Origin of the sequence: Streptomyces glaucosporus, assembly GCF_039533345.1 — a bacterium.
Taxonomy (GTDB): domain Bacteria; phylum Actinomycetota; class Actinomycetes; order Streptomycetales; family Streptomycetaceae; genus Streptomyces; species Streptomyces glaucosporus.
In genome coordinates this window covers 313,362-336,530 of sequence record NZ_BAAATJ010000004.1, presented here as the reverse complement: position 1 = coordinate 336,530, position 23,169 = coordinate 313,362, and the positions used below count along the sequence as shown (strand labels likewise).

At 70.5% G+C, this 23,169-nt stretch carries 25 protein-coding genes and 8 pseudogenes; 22 read left to right on the top strand and 11 right to left on the bottom strand.

Annotation, left to right across the window (positions count from 1 at the left end; genetic code table 11):
• Nucleotides 1-14: 14 nt before the first annotated feature.
• Nucleotides 15-341: pseudogene (locus ABD358_RS07645) on the bottom strand (asparagine synthase-related protein); the annotation flags it as partial.
• An 11-nt stretch (nucleotides 342-352) separates the two neighbouring features.
• Here ABD358_RS07645 and ABD358_RS07640 point away from each other — a divergent pair.
• Nucleotides 353-751 carry a hypothetical protein gene (locus ABD358_RS07640; RefSeq protein ID WP_344630082.1) on the top strand — a complete coding sequence of 133 codons (399 nt, stop codon included), beginning with the start codon at nucleotides 353-355 and terminating at the stop codon, nucleotides 749-751.
• Nucleotides 752-759: 8 nt separating this feature from the next.
• Here ABD358_RS07640 and ABD358_RS07635 read toward each other — a convergent pair whose 3' ends face one another.
• Together ABD358_RS07635 and ABD358_RS07630 are read right to left on the bottom strand one after the other, a co-directional pair.
• A complete protein-coding gene (locus tag ABD358_RS07635; protein WP_344630081.1) occupies nucleotides 760-1,167 on the bottom strand; it encodes a hypothetical protein in 408 nt (135 codons plus the stop codon).
• Between the two features lie 98 nt (nucleotides 1,168-1,265).
• Nucleotides 1,266-1,600, bottom strand: a pseudogene (locus ABD358_RS07630) (IS5/IS1182 family transposase); the annotation flags it as partial.
• A 489-nt stretch (nucleotides 1,601-2,089) separates the two neighbouring features.
• Here ABD358_RS07630 and ABD358_RS07625 point away from each other — a divergent pair.
• From ABD358_RS07625 to ABD358_RS07555, 15 genes are all read left to right on the top strand, one after another.
• Entirely contained in the window at nucleotides 2,090-2,482 is a 393-nt protein-coding gene (locus ABD358_RS07625) for a hypothetical protein (RefSeq protein WP_344630080.1), read from the top strand.
• Nucleotides 2,483-2,485: 3 nt separating this feature from the next.
• The gene (locus ABD358_RS07620) at nucleotides 2,486-3,058 is read left to right on the top strand and encodes a thiamine pyrophosphate-dependent enzyme (protein WP_344630079.1); all 573 of its coding nucleotides are present in this window, start codon (nucleotides 2,486-2,488) and stop codon (nucleotides 3,056-3,058) included.
• Entirely contained in the window at nucleotides 3,055-4,080 is a 1,026-nt protein-coding gene (locus ABD358_RS07615) for a beta/alpha barrel domain-containing protein (protein WP_344630078.1), read from the top strand. The genes ABD358_RS07620 and ABD358_RS07615 overlap by 4 nt, the downstream gene beginning before the upstream one ends.
• Nucleotides 4,077-5,012: an isocitrate lyase/phosphoenolpyruvate mutase family protein gene (locus tag ABD358_RS07610; RefSeq protein ID WP_344630077.1), complete on the top strand. Its 936-nt coding sequence runs from the start codon at nucleotides 4,077-4,079 to the stop codon at nucleotides 5,010-5,012. Before ABD358_RS07615 ends, ABD358_RS07610 begins: the two co-directional genes overlap by 4 nt.
• Nucleotides 5,009-6,124 carry a phosphoenolpyruvate carboxykinase (ATP) gene (locus ABD358_RS07605; protein WP_344630076.1) on the top strand — a complete coding sequence of 372 codons (1,116 nt, stop codon included), beginning with the start codon at nucleotides 5,009-5,011 and terminating at the stop codon, nucleotides 6,122-6,124. Before ABD358_RS07610 ends, ABD358_RS07605 begins: the two co-directional genes overlap by 4 nt.
• Complete coding sequence (locus tag ABD358_RS07600; protein WP_344630075.1) at nucleotides 6,121-6,591, top strand: YjbQ family protein; 471 nt, start codon at nucleotides 6,121-6,123, stop codon at nucleotides 6,589-6,591. Before ABD358_RS07605 ends, ABD358_RS07600 begins: the two co-directional genes overlap by 4 nt.
• Entirely contained in the window at nucleotides 6,588-7,730 is a 1,143-nt protein-coding gene (locus ABD358_RS07595; RefSeq protein ID WP_344630074.1) for a pyridoxal-phosphate-dependent aminotransferase family protein, read from the top strand. The genes ABD358_RS07600 and ABD358_RS07595 overlap by 4 nt, the downstream gene beginning before the upstream one ends.
• Nucleotides 7,730-8,035: a glutaredoxin domain-containing protein gene (locus tag ABD358_RS07590; RefSeq protein WP_344630073.1), complete on the top strand. Its 306-nt coding sequence runs from the start codon at nucleotides 7,730-7,732 to the stop codon at nucleotides 8,033-8,035. The genes ABD358_RS07595 and ABD358_RS07590 overlap by 1 nt, the downstream gene beginning before the upstream one ends.
• Complete coding sequence (locus ABD358_RS07585) at nucleotides 8,032-9,234, top strand: ATP-grasp domain-containing protein (protein ID WP_344630072.1); 1,203 nt, start codon at nucleotides 8,032-8,034, stop codon at nucleotides 9,232-9,234. Before ABD358_RS07590 ends, ABD358_RS07585 begins: the two co-directional genes overlap by 4 nt.
• Nucleotides 9,231-9,920: a metallophosphoesterase family protein gene (locus tag ABD358_RS07580; protein WP_344630071.1), complete on the top strand. Its 690-nt coding sequence runs from the start codon at nucleotides 9,231-9,233 to the stop codon at nucleotides 9,918-9,920. The genes ABD358_RS07585 and ABD358_RS07580 overlap by 4 nt, the downstream gene beginning before the upstream one ends.
• Nucleotides 9,917-11,074, top strand: coding sequence for an ATP-grasp domain-containing protein (locus ABD358_RS07575; RefSeq protein ID WP_344630070.1), 1,158 nt, complete (start codon nucleotides 9,917-9,919; stop codon nucleotides 11,072-11,074). The genes ABD358_RS07580 and ABD358_RS07575 overlap by 4 nt, the downstream gene beginning before the upstream one ends.
• On the top strand, nucleotides 11,071-12,366 hold the full coding sequence (locus ABD358_RS07570; RefSeq protein ID WP_344630069.1) for an MFS transporter: 1,296 nt from the start codon (nucleotides 11,071-11,073) through the stop codon (nucleotides 12,364-12,366). The genes ABD358_RS07575 and ABD358_RS07570 overlap by 4 nt, the downstream gene beginning before the upstream one ends.
• The gene (locus tag ABD358_RS07565; protein WP_344630068.1) at nucleotides 12,363-12,515 is read left to right on the top strand and encodes a hypothetical protein; all 153 of its coding nucleotides are present in this window, start codon (nucleotides 12,363-12,365) and stop codon (nucleotides 12,513-12,515) included. The genes ABD358_RS07570 and ABD358_RS07565 overlap by 4 nt, the downstream gene beginning before the upstream one ends.
• Nucleotides 12,516-13,007: 492 nt before the next feature.
• Nucleotides 13,008-13,319 (top strand): hypothetical protein, encoded by a 312-nt coding sequence (locus tag ABD358_RS07560; protein WP_344630067.1) that lies wholly within the window; start codon nucleotides 13,008-13,010, stop codon nucleotides 13,317-13,319.
• Between the two features lie 195 nt (nucleotides 13,320-13,514).
• Nucleotides 13,515-13,880: a hypothetical protein gene (locus ABD358_RS07555; protein WP_344630066.1), complete on the top strand. Its 366-nt coding sequence runs from the start codon at nucleotides 13,515-13,517 to the stop codon at nucleotides 13,878-13,880.
• Nucleotides 13,881-14,314: 434 nt separating this feature from the next.
• Here ABD358_RS07555 and ABD358_RS07550 read toward each other — a convergent pair whose 3' ends face one another.
• Nucleotides 14,315-14,809: a hypothetical protein gene (locus tag ABD358_RS07550; RefSeq protein WP_344630065.1), complete on the bottom strand. Its 495-nt coding sequence runs from the start codon at nucleotides 14,807-14,809 to the stop codon at nucleotides 14,315-14,317.
• Between the two features lie 94 nt (nucleotides 14,810-14,903).
• Between ABD358_RS07550 and ABD358_RS07545 the strand changes: the two genes are divergently transcribed.
• The 5 genes and pseudogenes from ABD358_RS07545 to ABD358_RS07525 all read left to right on the top strand — a co-directional run.
• Complete coding sequence (locus ABD358_RS07545; protein WP_344630064.1) at nucleotides 14,904-15,269, top strand: MerR family transcriptional regulator; 366 nt, start codon at nucleotides 14,904-14,906, stop codon at nucleotides 15,267-15,269.
• A gap of 208 nt (nucleotides 15,270-15,477) precedes the next feature.
• Nucleotides 15,478-15,582: pseudogene (locus ABD358_RS07540) on the top strand (alpha/beta hydrolase); the annotation flags it as partial.
• A gap of 48 nt (nucleotides 15,583-15,630) precedes the next feature.
• Nucleotides 15,631-15,921, top strand: coding sequence for a transposase (locus ABD358_RS07535; RefSeq protein WP_344630118.1), 291 nt, complete (start codon nucleotides 15,631-15,633; stop codon nucleotides 15,919-15,921).
• Between the two features lie 131 nt (nucleotides 15,922-16,052).
• Nucleotides 16,053-16,883 (top strand): annotated as a pseudogene (locus ABD358_RS07530) (nucleotidyltransferase domain-containing protein).
• Nucleotides 16,884-16,979: 96 nt separating this feature from the next.
• A pseudogene (locus ABD358_RS07525) lies at nucleotides 16,980-17,398 on the top strand (transposase); the annotation flags it as partial.
• Between the two features lie 69 nt (nucleotides 17,399-17,467).
• Here ABD358_RS07525 and ABD358_RS07520 read toward each other — a convergent pair.
• A complete protein-coding gene (locus ABD358_RS07520) occupies nucleotides 17,468-18,379 on the bottom strand; it encodes an ADP-ribosylglycohydrolase family protein (protein WP_344630063.1) in 912 nt (303 codons plus the stop codon).
• Nucleotides 18,380-18,480: 101 nt separating this feature from the next.
• On the opposite strand from ABD358_RS07520, the pseudogene ABD358_RS07515 reads away from it, so the two are divergent.
• A pseudogene (locus ABD358_RS07515) lies at nucleotides 18,481-18,597 on the top strand (IS5/IS1182 family transposase); the annotation flags it as partial.
• Nucleotides 18,598-18,643: 46 nt separating this feature from the next.
• On the opposite strand, the gene ABD358_RS07510 reads toward ABD358_RS07515, so the two are convergent.
• The 6 genes and pseudogenes from ABD358_RS07510 to ABD358_RS07490 all read right to left on the bottom strand — a co-directional run.
• Nucleotides 18,644-18,778: a hypothetical protein gene (locus tag ABD358_RS07510; protein WP_344630124.1), complete on the bottom strand. Its 135-nt coding sequence runs from the start codon at nucleotides 18,776-18,778 to the stop codon at nucleotides 18,644-18,646.
• A gap of 166 nt (nucleotides 18,779-18,944) precedes the next feature.
• Nucleotides 18,945-19,301, bottom strand: a pseudogene (locus tag ABD358_RS28405) (hypothetical protein); the annotation flags it as partial.
• Between the two features lie 544 nt (nucleotides 19,302-19,845).
• A complete protein-coding gene (locus tag ABD358_RS07505) occupies nucleotides 19,846-20,211 on the bottom strand; it encodes a hypothetical protein (protein ID WP_344630062.1) in 366 nt (121 codons plus the stop codon).
• A 205-nt stretch (nucleotides 20,212-20,416) separates the two neighbouring features.
• Nucleotides 20,417-21,064: a hypothetical protein gene (locus ABD358_RS07500; RefSeq protein WP_344630061.1), complete on the bottom strand. Its 648-nt coding sequence runs from the start codon at nucleotides 21,062-21,064 to the stop codon at nucleotides 20,417-20,419.
• 667 nt (nucleotides 21,065-21,731) lie between these two features.
• Complete coding sequence (locus ABD358_RS07495) at nucleotides 21,732-21,893, bottom strand: hypothetical protein (RefSeq protein WP_344630060.1); 162 nt, start codon at nucleotides 21,891-21,893, stop codon at nucleotides 21,732-21,734.
• Between the two features lie 721 nt (nucleotides 21,894-22,614).
• Nucleotides 22,615-23,070: pseudogene (locus ABD358_RS07490) on the bottom strand (dihydrofolate reductase family protein); the annotation flags it as partial.
• Nucleotides 23,071-23,169 lie beyond the last annotated feature (99 nt).

Below are 23,169 nucleotides of genomic sequence, written 5' to 3'. Positions count from 1 at the left end.
GTGCGGACCTCCGGTCCGACGGTCATGATCATGCGGTCCTTGCGGTCGGGGAAGGTGTTCACGAAGCGGGTGAGATCGAGGTGGCTGAGCTCCCTCATCCGCTTCTCCAGGCCGGTCTCGCCGGGGAGGGTGGGGACTTCGGCGATCGCCTCGTGGTGGCTGTCGCGCCGGCGGCCGGGTGTGTCGAGGCTTCCGATGAGGCCCTTGTCGAGGAGCGGGGTGCCGTCGTAGAAGGGGCCGGGTGCGGTGGTGAGCCACGGGAAGGTCTCGGCGGCGAGGACCTCGGAATCATGGCCCGCCGCCTCACCGGCGCAACTATCCCCACCTGGCGTGAACCACAGGCGGTGGCCGTGTGAACATCCAACCTCTGCTCGATGCGCTCGGCATCCAGCAGGACGCCGCCCGGGCCCTGGCCGATGGCCTCCGCGCCCGGACCGGCGATGTGCAAAACCGCCTGCGGGAGGCCGAGATCCACCTCGAACACCTCGCGATCGCACGGAAGACCGTCACCGCACTCGCGGACCGGCTCCCGGTCGCCCCGCCGGACCTGCCCGAGCACCCGGACCACCCCCGTATGCTCGCCGTCTTCAACGAGGCCACCGAACCGCTACGGGCCCGCGACGTCTGCGAGGCCCTCGGCCACGAACTACTGCCGAAGAACGTCGAAGGCACCCGCGCGGCACTGAAGCGCCTGGTCGAAATCGGTCTCCTCACCGAGGTGGACACCGGCAACTTCGCCAGAAAGCCATAGCCGGACGCCTACGACCAGTACCCCTTGATCACAAGCTGCTGTGCGTACCGGTCCTCCGGGCCGATGTCCTGGACCACTTGCCGGGCTTCTTCCACCCGACTCGTCCCACACAGCAGTCGGGCAAGGACGTACAGGGCGTCACGGTCACCGTCTTCGGCACGAGCACGCAGCGCCGCCTCCATACCCCGCTCTCGAAGCGACCTGTTGAGTCTTCGACGTGCGTGGACATCCGTAAGAGCGCGCTCCGTAAGTTCCGGGATCCGTTCCGCGCGGGCAAGCAGATCCATGTGCCACAGATGGTTGTCGTGCATGTCCGGATCGCTGGAATAGCACTCGGCGTGGGCGCTCACCAACGCGATCGCCGCGTCCCAGTCCTGGAGCTGTTCCGCCGCCCGAGCCTGCTCGTACCAGTCCACAAGGCGAGTATTGAAGTTTCCCGGTGGTCCGCAAGAGCGGGCGGGGCCGGGCCCTGCTTCTCGTCCTGTGCGGAACGATCCTCCCCGAGGGCGGCGACGTCGCCCTCGCCCAGTCCGGTCAGGGTCTCGTGCAGGCCGGGCGCCCACGAGGCGAGGGTGTCCAGGACCTCGTCGGCGCAGCGTCAGGCGGGTGGTCCCCGAGACGCCGGAGCCGGCGCCGAGCTGGGCGAACGTCTCGTTCTTCCGGGGACGGGCCGGGGCGAGCAGGGTCTGCTGGAAGCAACCCGGCTTCCGCCGCGCGAGTGCCGTCCACGCCTTCGGACGCAGACGGGCCAGGGACGTGCTCGACCGGCTCGTACGGGACGTCGAGCACGGCTCGATACGGAACCGGCAGGGTCCCTCCGGTCGCCGGTGTGCTGGGTGGGACCACCACGCCGACGACGAGGGGCCCTGTCCCGTCGCCCCTCGCTGACCAGCCGTTCCACCCCAGCGGCACAGGATGAAAGAGGTCCGGAGACGGCCGGGAAACGGAATCACGGCTCCACGGTTCCCTGCTTCAAACATCGATATTCGGCCATTGCGGTCCGGAAGATCGGCCGCTTAACGGCCGCTCATAAGGCCAATAAATTCGGCATATGCCCGACTTCGATCCGCGAAATTCACCTGTCCGCATCCTGGAATGCCATTGCGGGTTCACTTGGGCGTCACGCAAGATCCACACCACCATGCGCCCGGAGACGATCCGCGCCGGGCGTGATGACGTCCGTGCTTCGCAAAGGAAAGGGCATGCGTGCTGCCTGAATCTTCATTAACAGCGGAATCCGGGGCCAGCGTCGCGGAAACCTTGCTCAACGCCTTCTTGACCCGAGGTCATTCACACTTCACCGGCGTACCGTGTTCCCTGCTCAAAGGGTTCTTCCGATTGCTGGAGGACCCCGGATTTCCGGCCGTCTACATTCCCGCGCCACGTGAGGACAGCGCCCTCGGAGTGGCCTCCGGTCTCGCCGTGGCGGGGGCCAGGCCCATCGTCCTCATGCAGAACTCCGGCCTCGGCTACTCGCTCAACGTCCTCACCTCGTTCAACCTCATCTACGACGTCCACCTGCCGATCGTGGTGAGCTGGCGCGGCCACGACGGCAACGACGCCGTGGAACACGACGTCATCGGACGGGAACTCACCCGGCTGCTCGACGTGTTCGGGATTCCCTGGACCGTGCTGGACAACGAGCACCCCGAGGACTCGGCGGAGGCGTTCCTCAAACAGTACGACTCCGGCCGGAGCACCGCCGTGCTGATCGTCCGGGAAGGGATCTGAGCGTTGCTGGACATCCGTGACGCCCTGGGCGCGCTGCTGGAGCGCGAGTCCACCGCCCTGACGGTGACCACCTGCGGCTACATCACACGCGACGTGTACAACATCCGCGATCGCGCCAACCACTTCTACCTCGTCGGTTCCATGGGCATGGCCGCGCCGATCGGGCTCGGCATCGCCCTGGCCCACCCGGACCGCAGGGTGCTGGTGCTGGACGGCGACGGCTCGTTCGCCATGAACCCGGGCTGTCTGCCGATGATCGCCGAGCACCGGCCGAACCTTGTCCACGTCGTCCTCGACAACGGCGCCCACGAGAGCACCGGCGGCCAGCGCACCGTCGCCCTCGGCGACCCGGCGGCCATGGCCCTCGCGGCCGGTTACGCCGCCGCCCACACCGTGGACGACCTCGACCGGCTGGCCGCCCTGGACCTGACCGGCACACCCACGCTGGTGCGGATCCGCTGCAAGCCGCGCAGCCACCCCGCCGGAAAGCGCGTGGAGCAGACGCCGCAGCAGCTGGTGGAGCGCTTCCGCGCCCAACTCGCCGACCCGGCGGCGCACCTGGAAGGAGCCGCGTGAAACCCACCCTGCTCGACTGCACCCTGCGCGACGGCGGGAACCAGAACGACTGGCAGTTCACCTCCACCGACGTCCACACCATCGTGAGCACCCTGGACGCCGCCCGCGTCGACGTCATCGAGGTCGGCTACCGCGGCGGTTCCGGGAGCAAGGCCAGCACCACGGCGGGCCCCTCGGCGCACTGCACGCCCGAGTACCTCGCGGCGCTGCCGGCCGTCTCGCACGCCGAGCTGGCCGTGATGGTCGTCCCCACCGTGTGCCCGGTACGGGCCATGGACGACCTGCCCGACAGCCCGGTGTCCATGGTGCGCGTCGCCGCCTACCCGTGGAACATCGGCGGGGTCCCGGAGTACGTCCGTGCCGTACGGGCGCTCGGCCTCAAGGTCGGCGTCAACCTGATGGCCGTCAGCTACACCACCCTGGAACAGCTGGCCGAGGTCGCCGCGGTCGTGGCCGAGGAGGCACCGGACGTCTTCTACATCGCCGACTCCTTCGGCGCGCTCACCCCGGACGACGTCCGCCGGCGGATCGAGCTGCTGGCCGAGCGGCTGCCGACACCGCTCGGCATCCACGCCCACAACAACCTGGGCCTGGCCGCGGCCAACGCCGTGGCCGGCCTGGACGCGGGCGTGAGCTGGCTGGACGCCTCGCTGTGCGCCATGGCCCGGGGCGCGGGGAACCTTGCCACCGAGCAGGCCGCGGCCTTCCTCACCGCGTGGCCCAAGTACGACACCCACGCCGATCTGCCCCTGGTCTGCGAGGCCGCCGAGTACGTGGCCGAGCAGGTGCTGCCGCGCCCCATGACCGTGCGCCGGGCGGAGATCGCGGCCGGGATCAACGACCACCACTTCTACTTCCAGGACCGCATCGAGAAGATCAGCGCCCGCCACGGGCTCGACCCGTGGGAGGTCGGACGCAGGATCGGCGCGGCCCGGCCGCGCAAGGTCCTCGACGAGACGGTCGAGGACGTGTGCCGGAAGCTCGCCGGACGGACCGAACACACCAGCGGAGGGGACGCATGACCGGGATACTCCCGTCTCAGCAGGAACGGAACGAAGCACCGGCCAGTGCGGCACAACGGCTGCGCGCGGCACTCGCCGCCCCGCGGCTGGCACGTGCCATGGGCTCGCACAGCCCGCTCAGCGCACGGCTCGCCGAGGAGGCCGGCTTCGACGTCGTCTGGTCCAGCGGACTGGAGATCTCCGCCGCGGCCGGAGTGCCCGACGCCAACATCCTCGCCATGGGCGAGTGCCTCAAGGCGGCGGCCGACCTCGCCTCCGCGGTGGACATCCCCGTCCTCGCGGACTGCGACTCCGGGTTCGGCAACGTCAACAACGTCATCCACATGGTGCGCTCCTACGAGGCGCGCGGCGTGGCCGGCGTGTGCATCGAGGACAAGCAGTTCCCCAAGCTCAACAGCTTCATCGAGGGCAACCAGGACCTCGCCCCGCTCCACGACTTCGCGGGCAAGATCCGGGCCGCCGCCGAGACCCGCACCGAGATGCTCGTGGTGGCCCGCCTGGAGGCGCTGATCTCCGGGCAGGGCATGCCCGAGGCGCTGCGCCGGGCCGAGGTCTACGAGCGGGCCGGGGCGGACGCCCTGCTCATCCACTCCAAGCGCAAGGACCCCGAGGAGGTCTTCGCCTTCCGCGAGGCCTACCGCGGCGACCTCCCGGTGATCGTCGTCCCGACCACCTACAACCAGGTCACCGTCGAGGAACTGGAGCAGCGCGGCTTCGCCATGGCGATCTACGCCAACCAGGCGCTGCGCAGCTCGATCCGGGCCATGCGGGAGACCCTCACCCGGATCATGCGGGACGGCACCACGCTGAACGTGGAGCCCGAACTCGCCCCGCTCAAGGAGATCTTCGACCTGCAGCGCATGCCCCAGATGCTGGAGCAGCAGGACCGCTACGAGTCCCTGGGACGCGAACTCGCGGAGGCCGCACAGTGACCACCCGTCCCACCGCCCTGTGGCTGGACTTCCACGGCACCCGGCTCGACCTGGAGGTGGCGCCCGGCGCCGGCGTCGAGGACGCGCTGGCCTTCCTCGCCACGCACCTGACCGCCGAGGAGGCCAAGCCCGACGAGACCGGCCGCGAGCCGGTCGCCGCACTGCGCGTGCACGCCCCGGACCCCGAGCGCCTCGCGCCGCCGGCCGGGACCGTGCAAGAGGACATCTACCTCCGCAAGAGCGCCAGCGAGTTCTTCACCGTTCCGGCCCGGCGCGCCGAGGTGGACGGCCGGGAGTACCTGGAGTGCACCAAGACCGGCACGCGTTTCCTCTTCGACCGCGCCGCCCGCGTGATCGAGGTGACGCTCGGCGCCGGCGGGCACATGGACCTCGTCGAGCTGGTGCGCGACCTGGTGCTGAAGCACCAGGAGAACACCGGCGCCGCGGTGCTGCACGCCACCGCCGCCTACCGCGACGGCGAGGCCGTCCTGATCACCGGTGCGAAGGGGGCCGGCAAGAGCACGGTGCTCCTGGAGCTGGTGGAGCACTTCGGCTACCAGGTGCTCAGCGGCGACAAGACCGTGCTGTACGAACTGCCGGACGGCTCGGTCGTCGCGGCCGGCTGGCCCGACTACCCGCACCTCGGCTACGGCACCGTCGCCAAGTACCCCGGGCTCCGGGAGATCGCGGGCATCGGCGACGACTACGTGCCCGCCGAGGGCCACGCGTTCTCCCCGGTGGGCAAGTTCGCGGTGGACCCGCTGCCGTTCCGTGAGCGCTTCCCCAGCGCCCCGGTCGGAGTGCGGGTGCCCGTCGCGGCGATCCTGCACCCGGCCATCGGCCCCGGCGAGCGCACCGTCGTCGAGCCGCTGGCCGGCAGCCGTGAGGCCCGCGCCGAGGTGCTGCGCGCCAACGTGGAGTCGGCCTTCGACGGCGCCAACGCCGGCTGGCACCACTACCTCGACGACGGCCGCGCCGCCCACACCGCGCGGGTCAAGCGCATCACGGACAACCTGGCCGGGGTGCCCGCCTGGACGCTGACCGGCCCCGGCGACCTGACGGCGGAGAACACGCCGGCGGCGATCGCCGGGCCCGCGGAGGTGGCCCGGTGATCGAACTGACGGTGGAGAGCACCGGCCTCAACTCCCACTACGACCTCACCGACCGGATCGCCGCCGCGCTCCAGGAGCACGGCACGGGCGACGGGCTGGCCGGGGTGTTCGCGCACGGCAGCACCATCGGGCTCACCGTGATGCGCTACGAGCCGGGCGCCGTGCAGGACCTGCTGCGGACCCTGGAGCGGATCGCCCCCGAGTCCCCCGCCGACGGCGGCCGCTATCTGCACGAGCTGACCACCGCCGACCCCAACGGCTTCTCCCACCTGAAGTCGTCGCTGCTCGGCACCAGCCTGCTCGTGCCCTTCCGGGAGGGCCGCCTCGCCATGTCGCCGAGCCACCGCGTGGTGCTCTTCGACTTCGACCTGAAGCCCGCCACCCGCCGCGTCTTCGTCGACGCGCCCCGGACTGCGGCCCCCGCCCCCGCCCCCGAAACCGACACCGTTAAGGAGAACAGCCGGTGAAGCTGCGGCTGGCCACACCCGGGCCCACCGAAGTCCCGCAGCGTCTGCTGCTGGCCGGGGCCCGCGAGATCATCCACCACCGATCCACCGAGATGGAGCAGCTGATCCACGAGATCAGCGGCGGCCTGCCCCCGCTGTTCGGCACCAACGCCCCGGTGTACACCATCGCCTCCTCCGGGACCGGCGCGATGGAGGCAGCGGTCGCCAACTGCTTCTCGGCCGGCGACGAGGTCCTCGTCGTCTCCAACGGCTACTTCGGCGAACGCTTCCAGGCGATCTGCACCTCGTACGGCCTCGTCGTCCACGCCGTCGAGAGCGACTGGGGCACCAGCGCCGACCCCGAGCGGGTGGCGGCCGCCTACCGCGAACACCCGGGGATCAAGGGCGTGTTCGCCGTCTACAGCGAGACCTCCACCGGCGCCCTCAACGACGTCGAGGCGATCGGGCGGATCTTCCGCGACACCGACGTGGTCGTGGTCGTCGACGCCATCAGCGGTCTGCTGGTGCACCCGCTGGAGATGGACGCCTGGGGCCTGGACGTCGTCCTCGCCGCCTCCCACAAGGGCTTCATGCTTCCGCCGGGGCTCGCCTTCGTCGCCCTGTCCGACAAGGCGTGGACGGCCGTGGAGCGCTCCACCGGACCGAACTACTACTGGTCCTTCGAGCGGCTGCGCCACTTCTACCCGATGTCGTCCTCGTCCCCCGCGGTGTCCCTGCTGCTCGCCCTGCACGAGTCGCTGAAGATGCTCGACGAGGAGGGCATGGAGGCCTTCCGCAGGCGCCACGCCGTACTGGGCAAGGCAGCTGAGCGCGGGCTGCTGAAGCTCGGGTTCAGCACCTTCGTCCAGGCCCCGCACCGGCGCAGCCACGTCATCACCTCGGCGCTCGCGCCCGAGGGCATCGACACCGGTCAACTGCTGAAGACGCTGTCCACCTCGTACGGTGTCACGATGACCGGGGGCCAGGCACACCTCAAGGGCAAGCTCATCCGGGTCGGGCACGTGGGCGCGGCCGACGCCCTCGACCTGAGCGGCATCTTCGGCGCCCTGGAGATGGCCCTGCTCGAACTCGGCCACACGTTCACGCCGGGCTCCGGCGTCGGCGAGATCATCCGTACGTTCCACGAGGAGGGCCGCTGATGCTCGTCCTGTTCCAGCGGGAGACCTGCCCGGACTGCAAGCCGGTGCGCGAACTGCTCACCAAGCTCCAGGTCTCCTACATCAACATCAACGTGCCCAAGCCTCGTGAGGAGCGGCACGAGCTGATCCGCACCACGGGCAGCAAGTTCATCCCGGCCCTGGTGGACGGCGCCACGGTCATCCCGGGCAAGCTGCGGGAGAACGCCGACATCATCGCCTACCTCAAGGAGCGCTTCGGCGACCCGGAGGCGGTGGCGCCCGGGGCGGGGACCGCCGGGGAGGCACAGCCGGAGCCCGTGGCATGACCTTCGGGCAGCAGGTGCCCGCGACACCGCGTATCGCGGTGCTCGCGGGCACCCCGCAACTGGTGCGCGCTGCCCGCGCCCTGGGCATCGACACCGTCTTCGTGCACGACGCGGCGCAGCCGCCGCCACCGGTGGCCGCGGAGGCCGGCACGGCGCTGGCGGCCCCCCTGGCGGACACCGGAGCCCTGCACGCGGCCCTGGCGCCGCTGCACGCCGAACGCCCCTTCGCGCGCGTCCTGTCGCTCACCGAACGGGGGCTGCTGCCGGCGGCCGCGGTCGCCGAGCGGCTCGGCCTGCCCGGCAACTCCCTGCACACCGTGGGGCTGTTGCAGGACAAGCGGCGCATGCGGGAACTCCTCAACGCCCGCGGCATCGGCCCCGTGGCCACCACCGCCCCGCGCGACCCGGCCGACCTCGCCGCGTTCTGCCGCACGACCGGCGGGCCGGTGATCCTCAAGCCGGCGGCGGGCACCGGCAGTCGGGCCGTCTTCGAAGTGGCCGGGCCGCAGGACGCCGAGGACGTCTGGCGGGCGTTCGAGGCGGCGGGCGGGCTCCGGCCCATCGCCGAGGAGTACCTCGACGGGCCCGAGATCAGCGTGGAGAGCTTCTCGTACGACGGGGAGCACACCGTGCTCGCGGTGACCGACAAGCTGGTCGGCACCGCGTTCGTGGAGACCGGGCACACCCAGCCGAGCGCCCTGCCCCCGCCCGTGCTGGCGGAGACCGCCGCGCTCGTCCAGGCCTTCCTGGACGCCGTGGGCCTGACGGAGGGCCCCGCCCACACCGAGGTCAAGGTCACCCGGAAGGGCCCCCGGATCCTCGAGTCGCACAACCGCATCGGCGGCGACAAGATCCGCGATCTGCTGCGTCGCGCCTACGGGCTGGACGTGGTGGCCCTCACCGCAGGCTGCCCCCTCGGTCTGCTCCGGCCACCCGCCGAACCGCCCGTCGCCCGCCGGGGAGCGGCCATCCGCTTCCTCACCCCGCCGCCCGGGACCGTCCGGAACATCACCCTGCCCGACACCGACGGCACCACCGCCGAGATCCGGCTGGACGTCGGGGTCGGCGACCGGGTCCGCCCGGTGCGCAGTTCGCAGGACCGCGCCGGATACGTCATCGCCGACGGCACGGACGCGGCCGACGCCGCCGGTGTCTGCGAGGCGCTGGCGGACCGGGTGCGGATCGAGACGAGCGGGTGAGCGCGGTGCGCCACGCCGTCGTGACCGACGTCCACGGGGGCACCGCGCGGCTGCGTGCCGTCCTCGACGGCATCCGTGAGCAGGGGGTGGACCGCGTGGTCTGCCTCGGCGACGTCTTCGAGTGCCGCGTCGGCAAAAGGGAGGTCGCAGGGTACGAGTTCGGCGGCCGGCTCACCGACGTCTTCGACCCGGACCCCGAGCTCGCCCTGCTCCTGGACGGCGTACGGCTGGTGCGGGGCAACCAGGAGGAGCGGATCCGCGCCCTCGTGCCCGACCACCACCTGCCCGACTGGACCCGCCCGCTGCTCGACGCCCCGCTGGAGCACCGCACCGACTTCGCCCTGTACTGCCACGGCCACCCGTTGCCCTGGCGCGAACTGGAGCCGGGGCTGTGGTGCCCGGCCGATGCGGACTTCCCCGGGCGGGCGCTGGTGCACGGGCACCACCACCGCAGTGCGCTGTACCGACTGCGGCCCGACGGCACCGGCCCGTCGCGGGTGGAAAGCCTGCCCATCCGATTCGGGGAGCCGGTCCCGCTCGCCCCGGACGGCCGCTACGTGATCAACGTGGGCTCCGTCACCGGCTGCGCCCCGGACCGCGGCCCCTCCCCCGCCTGGGCCGTCGTCGACGAGGCGGCCGCCACCGTCACCTACCACCACGCCTCACCACCTACGGAGATCAAGTGACCCGGCAGGTACTCCTGCTCAACTCGGACAAGCCCGAGGTACTCGAAGCCCTGGCCCGCCGCCCCGACGTGGCCGTCCGCGTCATCACCCGCAAGGTGTACGCCAGCCTGTACCGCGACCACGAGGTGGCGTACGTCGACAGCTTCGCCGACCTGACGCAGGTCGAGCAGGCGGCGTACGAACTCGCCGCGCACGGACCGGTCGACCACGTCGTCGCGGCCACGGAGAAGAGCGTGGTGGCGGCGGGGTTGGTGCGCGTCCTGCTCGGGGTGCCCGGGCCGGGCTTCGACCAGTCCCTGTGGGGCGCCCACAAGCGGGCGATGAAGGACAGGCTGCGCGCCGCCGGTCTCCCCGTGACGGACTACGCCCAGGCCGCCACGGTCGACGAGGTGCCCCGGGCGGCGGAGCGGACCGGCTGGCCCGTCGTGATCAAGCCGGTGTTCGGCGCCGCCTCGAAGTGCACCCACCGCGTCGACTCCCCCGAGGAGTTCACCGAACGGCACCGGGCCGCCGGCTTCGCCGACCTCGCGGACAAGCGGATGCCGGTCCAGGTGGAGCGTCTGGTGCGGTTCACGCACGAGTACCACTGCGACGGCGTCGTCCACGACGGAGAGGTGGCCCGCGCAGCCGTCTCCCGCTACTTCCTCCCGCCGCTGCGCGTCTCACCGAACTTGAAAAGCGGGTACGTCGCCGACCAGACGGACCCGTTCTCGAGGGAGGTCCTGGACCTGCATCGCCGGGTGGTCGCCGCGCTCGGCCTGTCGGCCGGGGTCACGCACCTGGAGGTGTTCCGCACCCAGGCGGGACCGGTCATCGGGGAGGTGGCCGTACGACCGGGCGGCGTGGGCATCTCCCGGATGTGGTGGCACGCCTTCGGGGTGGACCTGTGGGAGGAGTTCGTCCGCGTCTCTACCGGCGAACGGCCCAGCCGGCCGGACCGCGCACCACACCCGGGGACCATCGGACGTACCCGGCTGCCCGCACTGCCCGGCCTTCGCGGGCGCGTACTGGCCCTGCCCGGAGTACTGGAGGTGCTGACACCCGAGGAGTGCGCCGGCCCGGGACACCTGGAGGCGTACTTCACGGCCGAGGACGAGTCGGCCGCGGAGGCGTTCATCGCGCGGCTGCACGAGATGGCAGGGACCACGGCATGACCGCACCCGCTCAGGGCCGGGCGCGCGCCCTGCTCGCCGCCTGCCTGCCCGACCCCGGCGATCCCCGACTTCTCGCCGTGTCCTGGCTGGTCAAAACGGTCGGCAGCGGGCTCTACCTGACTACCAGCACCCTGTTCTTCACCCGGGTCGCCGGACTGCCCGTGCACCAGGTCGCCTCCGGCCTCACTGCGGCCGGGATCGTGGGGCTGGCCGGTGCCGTACCGCTGGGCAGGCTGGCGGACCGGTTCGGCCCCCGGCGGACGTACACCGTTCTGCTCGGCGTCCAGTTCGCCACGATGGCCGCGTTGGCCTTCGTCCGTACCTTCCCGGCGTTCCTGGCCTTGATCGTGGTCTTCCTCCTCGCCGAGCAGGGCAGCACCGCGGCCCGCGGCGCGCTGGTCGCCACGGTCGGGGAGGGCGCCGAACGGGTACGGTTGCGGGCCTACCTCCGGGTGGTGACCAACATCGGCATCACCATCGGCGCGGCGGCCTCGGCGCTGGTCATCCAGGCCGACACCGAGGCCGGGTACATGGCCCTGCTGTGGTGCACGGCACTGACCTACCCGGGAGCGGCGGTGCCGCTGTGGTGGCTGAGGGCGCGCGGGACCCGGCCGGCCGCGCCGGCAGCGCACACCGGTTCCGGGTGGCAGGTCCTGCGCGACCGCCGGTACGCCGCCGTCACCCTGATCTGCGGTGTGCTGTCCCTCCAGGCGCAGGTGCTGTCGTTCGCCGTACCGCTGTGGGTGCTCCAGCACACCGAGGCGCCGCCGGTGCTGGTGTCGGGCATCGTCGCCGTCAACACGGTGATGGTGATCTGCTTGCAGATACGGTTCAGCCGTGGCGCCGATGACGACAGCCGGGCCGCCCGGATGTGCCGCAACGCGGGAATCGCCCTGTTCGCCGCATGCGCGCTGGTGGCGTTCACAGGCGGGATGAGCGGCTGGTCCGCGACGGTACTGCTGCTCCTGTTCGCGGCCGCCCTCACCTTCGGCGAACTGTGGCTGTCGGCCGGCTCGTTCGGGCTGAGCTTCTCACTTGCCCCGGAGGGCATGCACGGCCAGTACCAGGGCTTCTTCTCCCTGGGGCGCGGTGCCGCGACCGCGGTGGCGCCGGTGCTGATAGCGATGCTCTGCCTCGGCGACCGCCCGCGGGAGGGGTGGCTCGTGCTGGGCATCCTGTTCGTCGTGGCGGGGGCGGCGGCTCCGCCGGCGCTGCGGGTGCGTCCGGCGGCGGTGGCTCGGACCGTCCCTGCCGACCGCCAGGGGGCAGACGGCGAGCGGACCGCTCGATGACGGCGATCCGCATGGTGGCTGGGCTCAGGCGCGTGCTCGCCGCCGAGACGGCGGTCGGCGTCGTCGGGAGCGACCCGGTTCCTCCGGCCCGTATCCAGTCCACGCACGGCGCGGACTCCGTCACCGCGCCGCCGACCGACCGGTCCTGACCCGGCGAGCCCGGTTCCGGCCACGCCCCGCACGGACCTGCCCCAAAACCGGCCGTCTGTCACCGCCCGGCGGCTTCACCGCGGGAAAGCGGCGTGATCACAGGGCCGAACAGGACCGTGCCCGCCCAGAACACCGGGCAAGGCGAGGTGAGGCCGATGGCCGAGGAGGGTGGCCGGTAGGTCCCGGGCCTACAGCGCCTGATCACTCGGGCCGGACCGCAGGTCCGTACCGCTTCCACGTCAGGTGCGCAACGAGCCGGGCGCCGGGGCAGGTGCGCGGCCTCCTGGACCACCGCCCTGTCCCTGCGGACGCGCGCAGTGCGCGAGCGCCTGCCCTGCGACCGCCTGCCGGGGTCGGTCTGCGGCCCGGCAATCGCCAGCCCCAGTGCTCCGGTTCAACCAAGTGGCACATTCCTGAAGGCGCCGTCGGCCGCGGCGCCCTACGATCGGCCTGAAACCGGCTCAGCAGCCTACGCGTGAAAGGCCCAGGAAATGCCAGAGCAACACCAGGAACGGTTGCGCAGGTTCCGCGAGGAGGACGAAGCTCGCTGGAAACGAGAAGATCAGGAGCTGGAACGCCAATCTCGCATCTTGAGCGGTCTCAAGCGTTCCGACGAAGAGGTCAGGGAGCAGCTCAAGAAGGCCGGATTCAACCTACGGGCGCTCGAGCGGGAGTCCGGAATCGAGGCGGATGAACTCAGGCGGGCTCACGAGGAGCTCCTGAAGATCCCTCCTTCAAGAAAAGGGAGTCGCCCGGATCGGATCTTGCTCGATCGCATCTCCGCATCTCACGGTGAATTCTGACTGTACCCTCCCGCTCATGAAGGCTGGGGCAACTCCGAAAAATGCGGGTTCAATCTTGCCCTCGGTGAGTTCAACTCAGAATTTCATGACACGGGAAGCGGTGGCGCGTGGGGCTGGCAGGCAACAGCCGGCAGCCGGAAACAGGAGTGCACACTCTGGTTCTACTACTATCCCTCTCACGCGGGGGACCTCACCGTGGAGCCACACGTCGATTTTCAGGGGGTGGTTGCGGTCAGTGCGCACGATCATTTTTATACGAGCACACACGCCCATCTCAAGCTGAAAATGCACTTCGACCTTTACCAGCACTATTGGGATGGCCGGGAAACATACACCATCATCGACGAGAATCGGCACAGTTCCCATGCCGCCTACAGAGCGGACGAGCACAGAGTGTTCTCAAAGAGCCTGGGCGTCTCGGCAGGGGATATCGTGTGGATCAAGTTGACGATGGAACTCGACGGTGAGGGCCGGTCGGATCATGCGCGGGTCGACTGCGACTTCCGCACCGGCGCGGACAACAGGATCCGTGTAGAGCACATCAGAATCAGGATGACGTGAATTCTTTCACCATCGCATCGCCGGGGGTGCGGTTTTCCGGATTCCTTCGAGCGGGCCGGGCGAACGGTGACGGCCTGGGCTGCGGCATCAAACCGGCTCACCAACTGCACACAGACGGGCCGGGCCCCGGCCGCACCTGACCTCGAACCGGATCCGCCTCCTCGCGCGGCATACGAAGTACCGCTCCGCCGAGCTTCAGGTAGCGGCGCGCAGGAGCGCGATAGCGGTGGAACAGATCCCGTATCCCAGAATCGTGGCGGATCAGCACCCCATCCTCTCGCAACAAGCACGCAGCGCCACCGCTTCACACAAGTCGAGCCAGAGCCCGTTCTCACGGATAAGCCAGTCGGCGCCAGGCCGGCCGCCAGGGCGAGGTCCAGGAGGATCTTGCCCTGGCCATGGATGCCGTCACGTGCCGCCGGCCCGTCCCGCGGTCACCGTGCGGGCGGGAACGACGGCCCCCCGGAGGGGACACCGTGCTCCCCCCGACCGCGGCCGGCCTCGTCCGTGACACCGGTACGCGCCCGCCACCACGGCAGCACCTGGGCGACACCGAACGCCACCTCCACGACGAGGAAGCCCCACAGCAGTCGCGTGGCACCGTGGGCCAGTGCATGGACCTGCCACATGGCGAACAGCGCACGCGCGGCGCCGTCGAACAGCCCGTGTACCGGCAACGGCCCGACGATCCGCAGGAGCGCCCAAACGACGATGACCGACCCCATCAGGTTCGCGTACAGGGTCTGCATCGGGTCGAGGGCGGGGAAAGCTCCCAGTCCGAACTCCTCACCCAGCCACGACATCGCACGGTGCAGCAGGGCATAGGTCCACGGTGTCGCGAATCCCGCCGTGACGACCATGTCGTACCAGGCGCTCGCACGCACGACGCGAAGGTAGGCGGGACGGGACGGGGCGAGAAAACGGATCACAACAAGGCTCCTGCCGGTCTCGGACAACGACGCGCCTCACGGTAAACAGTGGAGTACTCTCCAAGGTCAAGTCCACGGAACCGGACGGAGAGGCATGCGCATCGGGGAACTGGCCGCGCAGACGGGCATGACCAAGGACACCATCCGCTTCTACGAGAAGGTCGGCCTCGTCACCAGCCGACGGCTGGCCAACGGCTACCGCGACTTCCCGCCGGAGGCGGTGACCTGGCTGTACTACGTCCGCACCGCGCAGACACTCGGCTTCTCACTGGCCGAGATCGCCCGGCACGGCGAGGAACTGAAGGACGCGCCGGACACCGCCGAGGCACTGTCCGCGCTGTTCGAGGAGAAGATCAAGGTCATCGACGCGCGCATGGCCGAACTCGCCGCCCTGCGAACCGACCTCGAAACACGCGTCGGCACCGGATGCCCGCTGCGGCCGGTCGGCCGGACCGCCTGAACACCGGACGGTAGCCCGCAACGGAGGGAGAGCACCGACCGGCCCCGCCCGACAGTCGCCCCGGGCCGCCGGAGCACAGGGCGCACCCGTACCTCCCTCTACGATCGCCTGTCATGGCCACCTTGATCGTGACCGTCACGCTGGCGTTCGTCGGTTACCTGGCGACCTACCTCAACAACCTGCGGCTGGCTCAGCGGCAGGCCCTGCCGCCTCGACCGGCAAGACGCTTCACGCCAACCCCGGCAGACACGGGGACATGCCCGCATTCGAGCTGGACAGCACCCTGAGGTTCTTCTCCCGGCACCTCGCCTGAGAGGGCGTCTCAACTGGCGTGATCGTTAGTTTGGGTGCCGTGACGGCGATGGTGGGGCGTCTGGCGCCGGACGCGTTGTGGGAGTTGTTCCAGCGGGTGGTGCCGGCCGCTCCGGTGAGGCCGCGGGGTGGGGGCCGGCGTCGGTATGGGGACCGGCAAGCGCTGGCGGCCGTGGTGTTCGTGGCCACGACAGGCTGTACATGGCGGCGGCTGCCGCCGGGCTTCGGTCCGTCCGGGCACCGTCGCCTGCGCCTCCGCCACGAGCGCAGGGCCGAGCACGTCCCGGCCTTCACCGGCATCGCGGCCACCCCGATCCGCCACCACCGGCGCGGCGGCTGAGCCACCCCCTATGATCCCGCCCATGGGCGACTTCTCCTGAGCGGGCCGCGACGGTCCACAGACATCCGCCCGGCAGGTGCCGGGCTTCGTCAGCGTGCCCGCACGCCCACCTCAGGAGACACGACCAGACCATGTCCGTTCACCCTGCCCGTTCCGCCCTGGACGACCGCATCGCACGCCTGCGACAGCTCGCCCACGCCGACACCCGGCTGGAGGGCGTACTGCTCTACGGCTCATGGACCGTCGGCGAGGCCGACGCCCATTCCGACATCGAGGCATACTTCTACATCCATGACGACCACCTCGCCGACTTCGACGGCCCGGCCTTCCTGGCACGGCTCGCACCGCTCCAGCTCGCCTACACCAACATGTACGGCATCCTCGCCGTCGTCTTCGACGACCTGATGCGCGGCGAGTTCCACCTCACCCCCGCCGGTCCCGGCATCGACGAAGTCCCCACCTGGCGAGGCATGGTCCACCTGCCCCGCCCCGACGACGCCGTCCTGCTCGACCGCACCGGCCGGCTCACCCAGGCCGCCCGGCAGCTGGCCACCTTCCAGCCCCCCGAACCGGTGACCACCGCCCAGCAGCTCACCAACGAGCTGACCAACTGAACCCTCATGCTCGCCCACGTCCTGGCCCGCGGCGAGATCGCCCGCGCCCACGCCCTGCTGCACACCGTCATCGCACCCCAGCAACTCCAGCTCTGCCGCCTGTTGCGCAACAGCACCGCCCACTGGCTCACCCCCAGCCGCGCGCTCGAACAGGACCTGCCCGACACCGACCGCCACCGCTACACCGCCACCACGGCCGCCGCCCGCGACCAGGACGTGCGCACGGCGGCACGCAACAGCTGGCGCTGGAGCCGCGACCTGGCCGCCGAGGCCGCCGGCCGATGGGCCATCCACCTGCCCCACGAACTCCACGAACGCATCAGCAGCCGCCTGAACGACCCTCGCTGACCGCACAGGGCCGGGGCCGCCGGACTCATCCCGTGGCCCCGGCCCGGCCACCCCGGCCGCCGCACAACACCAATCGAGGTCATCTCTTGAAAAAGGGTGCCGGTGCGGGCCGGGCGCCCCCGGAATCCGGGCCGGCTGCCGCTGGATGACCGCAGGTGTCCGCAGGGGATCTTGTTCGTGCCGCATACCGGCGTCCAGCGGGAGTGGCTGCCGCAGGAACCCGGCTTCGGTCCGGGGATGACGTGCCGGCGCCGATCGCGGGACTGGGACGAGGCCGGCGTGTGGGACCGGCTTCACCGGGTGCTGCCGACCGAGCCGCACCGGGCCGGGAAGCCGGACTGGTCCAGGGCGGTGATCGACGGCTCGCACCGGCGGGCGCGTCGGGGCGGCCCAAGACGGGCCCGAGTCCGGTCGACCGTGCCAGACCGGGTTCGAAGCACCATGTGATCACCGACGCGCACGGCGCCCCGCCGGCCGTCACGCTCACCGGCGGCAACCGGCGCGACGACACCCGCGAAGCGTTCCTCAAGCCGGCCCGCTGCGTGATCACCTGCCGACGCGTCCAAGCGTTGTGCTGGCCCTCCTTACTGTGCCACGAGCGGGGGCAGCGGTTCGCAGGCTGCGTGCCATGCGGGAGGAAGGGCGGCGACGCCGGTGCGGGCGGCGATGACCCCGCCCGCGATGGCGCAGGTGGTGTCGATGTCGCCGCGCCCGGCGACCGTGACCCACAGGCCCTCGTGCAGGTCGTCGAGGTGCCCCGCCGCACACCACAGGGCGTACGGGACGGTGTCGGGCCCTGACATCCGGTAGCCGGAGCCCAGAACCTCCGCGGCGTGCCGAACCGAGGTGCGCTCCGGCATCCGGGCCGCGATCCGCACTCCCGACCGGACGTCGCTGTCGGGGAGCCGTTCGGCGACCGCCTGAAGGAAGTCCGATCTGGCCGGGGCGGGGCCGCCCCGGCTGCGGGTCGCCAGCGCCGCGGCCAGGGCGACCGCCACCGCTCCGATGACCGCCTCCGGGTGGTGGTGCGAGACCGCGCCCTGGCGGGCGGCCTGCTCGGCGGCCATGTCGAGGTCGGCGCCGTGCCAGGCACCGAGCGGGGCGACTCGCATGGCCGCGCCGTTGCCCCAGGAGCCCTGGCCGCCGAACTGTCCGGCGACCACCTCCTGCCAGGGCTCGCCCGCACCGATCCGGCGCAGTACGTCATGCATCGAGGCTCCATAGCCGCGGTGCGTGTCCTCGGCGTAGGCCGCCGCGAGGCGCAGGGCCAGACGGTCCTGGTCGACGATGCCCCCGCCCTCGACGAGTTCCCGGACGAGAACCAGCGCTTGAGCGGTGTCGTCACTCCACCGCCACAGCGGTTCCGGGGGCAGCGTCCGCGCCTCCAGGGCTGCCGGACCGTGCCTGCGCAGGATGCCGAACCAGCGGTCGCCGAAGGCGTCGCCGAACGCGAGCCCGTGCAACGAATCCAGCACAGCGGTAGGCACGTTGATCATCGGCGCAGTATCGCAGCGCGATGGCTCTCCCGCACTCCGATTTCGGAGCCGTCAGGCTTCTGGCCCGGACATGATGCTGGGCGGCCTGGTCCGTGACCTCGAAGCCACTGATCGCTCGCCGCGGCACCGAACACGGCTCCGGCCCGGGCGCCGGGTGCCCGGTCGTGGAGCGCGCGTTCACCCACCGGCACTGCTTCCGCCGCCTGCGGACCCGCTGGATGATCCGCGACGACACCCGCTGGGAGTTCCTCCGTTTCGCTTGGGTCAGTCGGCCGTTGGTCTGGGCGTGCCGTCGACCGACGCACAGTGGGCGCGGATCCTCAGCAGAGCGGGGTGGAAGACAGGTTCGGCTCCGAGTCCGGTGAGGCGGTGCTCGTAGGCGAGGAAGACCGCGAGCACGACGGTCCCGACCGCCAGGAGGGCGTGGCTGCCCCAGGTCCACCCCCAGGTCTCGGTCTGGACGATCGGCAGCAGCAGGAGAAGGATGCCCGTGGCCGCGAGAAGCGCCCGGCAGGTCCAACTGCGCGGTCAAGGCGAAGCGGGACTCCGGCAGCACCTTCGCGCCGATGACGAGCGCCAGGGTCGAGACGGGCACGTTGACCCAGAAGATCGTGCGCCAGCCCAGACCGAACAGGTCGGCGTCGACGAGCAGCCCGCCCAGCACCGGGCCGGCGACCGAGGCGAGGCCCTGGACCGCTCCGTGGGCGCCGAACGCCTTGGCGCACTCGCCCGGAGCCCGGGGAGCCCGAGTGCACCGGCGGCTGCTGCGGCTCGCTGTCCGTGGCCGTGCAGCGGTTCGGGGAGGTCGTGCAGCGGGCGGACTGGGAGGTTCCCTTCGCCCCTGCTCCTCCGCCGCCGGAGTCCCACTTCGAGGCGAGCCAGTACGATGCCGAAGTGGCTCGCACCGAGCCGGCCCCGTCACGGCAGGACCACACGTAGGCCGGCAGGACGCGGCTCCGCCCAGCCGTCAGACGTCTGTCACGACAGCAGCACGCTGTTGGGAGCCCAAGGAGGGGTAGAGCGTGGAGACGTGAGGCACGGCGTTCGCGGTGCTCGTCTTGGGCGGCTCAGGGGGAGCGCTGCTTCTCCTCGCCATCGTCGCCGCGGCGGCTCCTCGTTGGGCCAGGCGGAGGATGCCTTCGATCGAGAAGGCGCAGGAAGCCCAGGTTCGGGCTGTTGCTCCCGGAGGAAGTGACGGCGGATCCGTCAAGGGGGAGACGGTCGGCTGACATCAGAGGCCGACATCGACAGTTGCGGACAGCGCTGACCGGCATCGAACGGCAACGAACCGTCCTCCAGGGGCCTCGGGCTGTTTGCCGACGTTGCCGGTCCCCCGTGATCGACCTGATGAGGACGCGGCCCGGGACGGCGGTACAGCCGCGTCGACGCCGTCGGACTCGGGGCCCATGATGCGAAGCGTGCACCGAGTCCGCCTGACGTGTCGGCATCAGCGGACTGGGGTCCCCTCAGGTGCCGAGATCCTCGATGATCCCCATCATCTGGCGGTTCAGCGAGACGGCCCACCACGTGGACAGCGGTGCCGGTCGAGCAACGGCGGATCCCAGCCACTCCGGGGCCCCCAGGCGGTACAACGCCCTCGCTTCGGACGTCCTCTGGAGGAGGGCTTTCACCGCGTAGACGTGGTTGCCCGTGTAGGGGCACTCGTGATGGGTGCAGTTCGCCGACCAGTGCTCGTACGGATGGCGAAGGAGCCCGCTCACAGAACAGCCGCTGCGACCGACGTCCATGTGGCCACCGCCGAGCAGGCTGAACACGCCGGCGGCACGAGTGGCGTGCCAGGCTTTGCAAGTGGCCCGGATCTCCAGCTCCACGAATGCGGCCCATGGGACGGCGGGGATTCCGGCGCTTCGGGCTTGCGGTGCTCCAGGCCCTCGGGGTGAGGACCAGGTACGAGCCGCCCTCATGCTCCGGCGACTGCGTGACTGGACTGCCACCCGACCCGCTGCGGGACTACTCGCACTCCGGCGCGGCCCGGCGGCCGGGCAGAGGGCCGGGTGTGGGGTCTCGGCTGTCGAGTCAGTGGCTGGGGTCCGTGTGGTAGGCATGTGCGAGCGCGTCGAATCTTCTGCGCTGCTCGTTGCGCAGGTCGCGGGCTTCCGCTGTCCTCGGGTCCAGAAGATGGCCAAGTGGATTGCTGCGGCGCCGGAAGCCGATGCTCTCCCACAGTGCCGTGATCTTCCCGTTCGCCTGGGTCCACTCTTCCTGGGACAGTGAGCGCCGGTCCTCCGGGAGCTCGCTGACCGTCGTTTCGACGGCGACGGCGCTGCACCCGTCAACCAGAGTCCAGATCGCCTGAGAGGCGAGTATCGGCCCAAGCCCGAAGCCACGCCATGCCTGGTCCAGTCGGACGTCGGAGAGGACCAGCAGGTCTCCGTCGCACGACACCATGGTGTCGCGAAAAGCCTGCCGGTAGCCACCGTTGCCGAGGTCGTAGATGCCAAGGACCAGATTGAAGAGGGCCTCGTCGTAGGCTTCCGCATCGGCCCAGGGGTGAGAGCCGAATCGGGTGTCCTGGCGCAAGCGGAAAAGTGTCATGGAGCCGATGACGCCGCCGACGGTTCTGTTCCTGAACCGTTTCGCTCGTATGGACACCGTCCACTCATCGAGGCCGTCATGGTCCTCCGCTGAACTCACATCGTGTGTGAGCCGGTACTCCAGCTCCAAGAGTCGCGGATCACCTGGCAAATCGCTTATAGGACGTTTGAACGGCGTCATGCTCCCGAACCTTACTGATCATTTCAGAACGAGGTTGGTTCAGGGGCTTGGCGGTTGGGCTGGCGGACGGCAGAGTTCCACAGGCCTCGGATGACCTTGTGCCTGATGATCTGAGGGATCGTGTCGTTCCGCTGATCCCATCTCGCCCGCCGCGGCATCGGCGGCACCCAGGCCGACTCTCGGCGGATGACCGTGCGGCTCCACGCGGGATCGTCTACGTCCCGCGCCCTGTCACGCTGAGCTCCGCCCTCCCCGGAACGGTTTGTACGGCGAGGTCGGAGCTGGTTTCCTGAGCAGCGTGACACCTGTGTGACAGGCATGCGGAGTCACTGAGGGGGTCCCGTTCCCTCCGTGCTCGAGCTGGCCGAGTGCCGTGTGGCCGGAAGCGGAACTCGATGTAGTCGACGTCCCACATGTGTGCTTCCAGGCCTGCCGCGCGGCTGCCGCCGTCTTGGAAGTACGCCTCGCCCGGCGCGCGGGCGACCAGCCGGGTGAGATCCTCCCGGGGACGCCGGCCTCGCGGGCCGCGAGGACCTCTGCCGAGGAAAACGAAGGGGAGCACCGCCCACACGATCGTCAGGACGATCCACGGGGTGATCAGGACACGGGGTGCTCCTCAGTCGCTGAACTCGGGATCGGGCTTCAGGCCGGCGTCCACGCAGAAGTGGCCGCCGGGGTTGACGCCGGGTGAGTCCAGTTGGTCGATGCTCCAGGGGTTGCCGTTCTGGCCACTGTCCGAAGCGCAGTCACCATATGCGGCGGCCGCGTGCCGAGGCAACGGCAGTGCCTGCTGCGGCGATGGCGGCCAGGGTGGCTTCGGGGAGCGCGCCGAGGCGGGTGGCAGGGGTGAGCCGGGAGCGCCAGGCCGAGTTGCCGGACGAGCGGGTGAAGGCGCAGGAGGTAATGAGCGGCGTCCCGGTGCCGTCGACGGATCCGTCGGCGCGGGCGGAAGGCGGCGGGTGCAGAAGGCCGATCACCACATCCGGCAGGGGCCGGGCAGGAACATCCTGCCCGGCCCGGCGTTCGGGATGGCTGGAGACGCACCAACAGATAGGCGGTGGTGAGGGGAACAGGCTGCTCAACGACGCTTGAGCCACCTGGCTGCGGCAACTACGGCGCCAATCGCCACGACAACAGTGACCGCCAAGGCGATCTTCGTTCCCGTGTCCATCATTCCGATCATTTCTGGCTCCCTGGAAGTCATCTCATTTGGTGAGTCTGCGGTAGCAGATGAGGGTGCAGACGATGCTCGTGAGGGCGAGGAAGTGTACGGCCCTGCGCTCGTAGCGGCGGTGGAGTCGGTGGCAGCCGGCCGTCCGGCTGCACGGCGACGTCTTCGACGCCCAGCAGCCGAGCCACCTCTGCCGCGCACGCCGGGAATGAACGCGGTTCCATGCCGCCCTGTTCGCCTTGTGATCACGGCGTCGGAGCCGTCCTGGACGGCCTCGTTCACCGGGCTGAGCCCGCGCGCCCTCGGGAAGCCGGTGACGGTCCCGCGACGCCACGCGGTGGCGGAGGTGGACGACCCCCGAGCCGAAGGTGCGGGTCTCGACGAGTTCGAGAGCCATCCGGCTCTCGCGTCGGGCAAAGAACGGAATGCCACCGCCGACCAGCACCGGATGGACCATGGTCCGGTACTCGTCGATCAGGTCCGACGCGACCGCCTCGGCGGCGAGAGTCGCGCCGCCGACCGCGATGTCGCCCTCCCCCGGCTCGGCTCGCCACCGCTCGACCTCCTCCGCCAGGCCTCCGGAGGCCTGGCGGGCATGGCCCTGCACCGCCGACGGCGTGGTCGAGAACACCACCTTCGGGAGCGGCTTCCAGAGCACGGTCCACTCCAGCACGGAGTCGTCAGGCGACGGATCCCGGTCGGCGGTCTCCCAGTACAGCATCGTCTCGTACAGCCGTCGTCCCAGCGGGTGGACGCCGACCTGTCGGATCTCGTCGGTCCGGAAAAGGTCCCGGTACCGGGGCGGACGACCGCGGCTTCGGTCCCCGGGCACGGCCTCCTCCTCGCGGCGGTGCGCGTTCCGCCCGCCGGGTGCCCGGCGCAG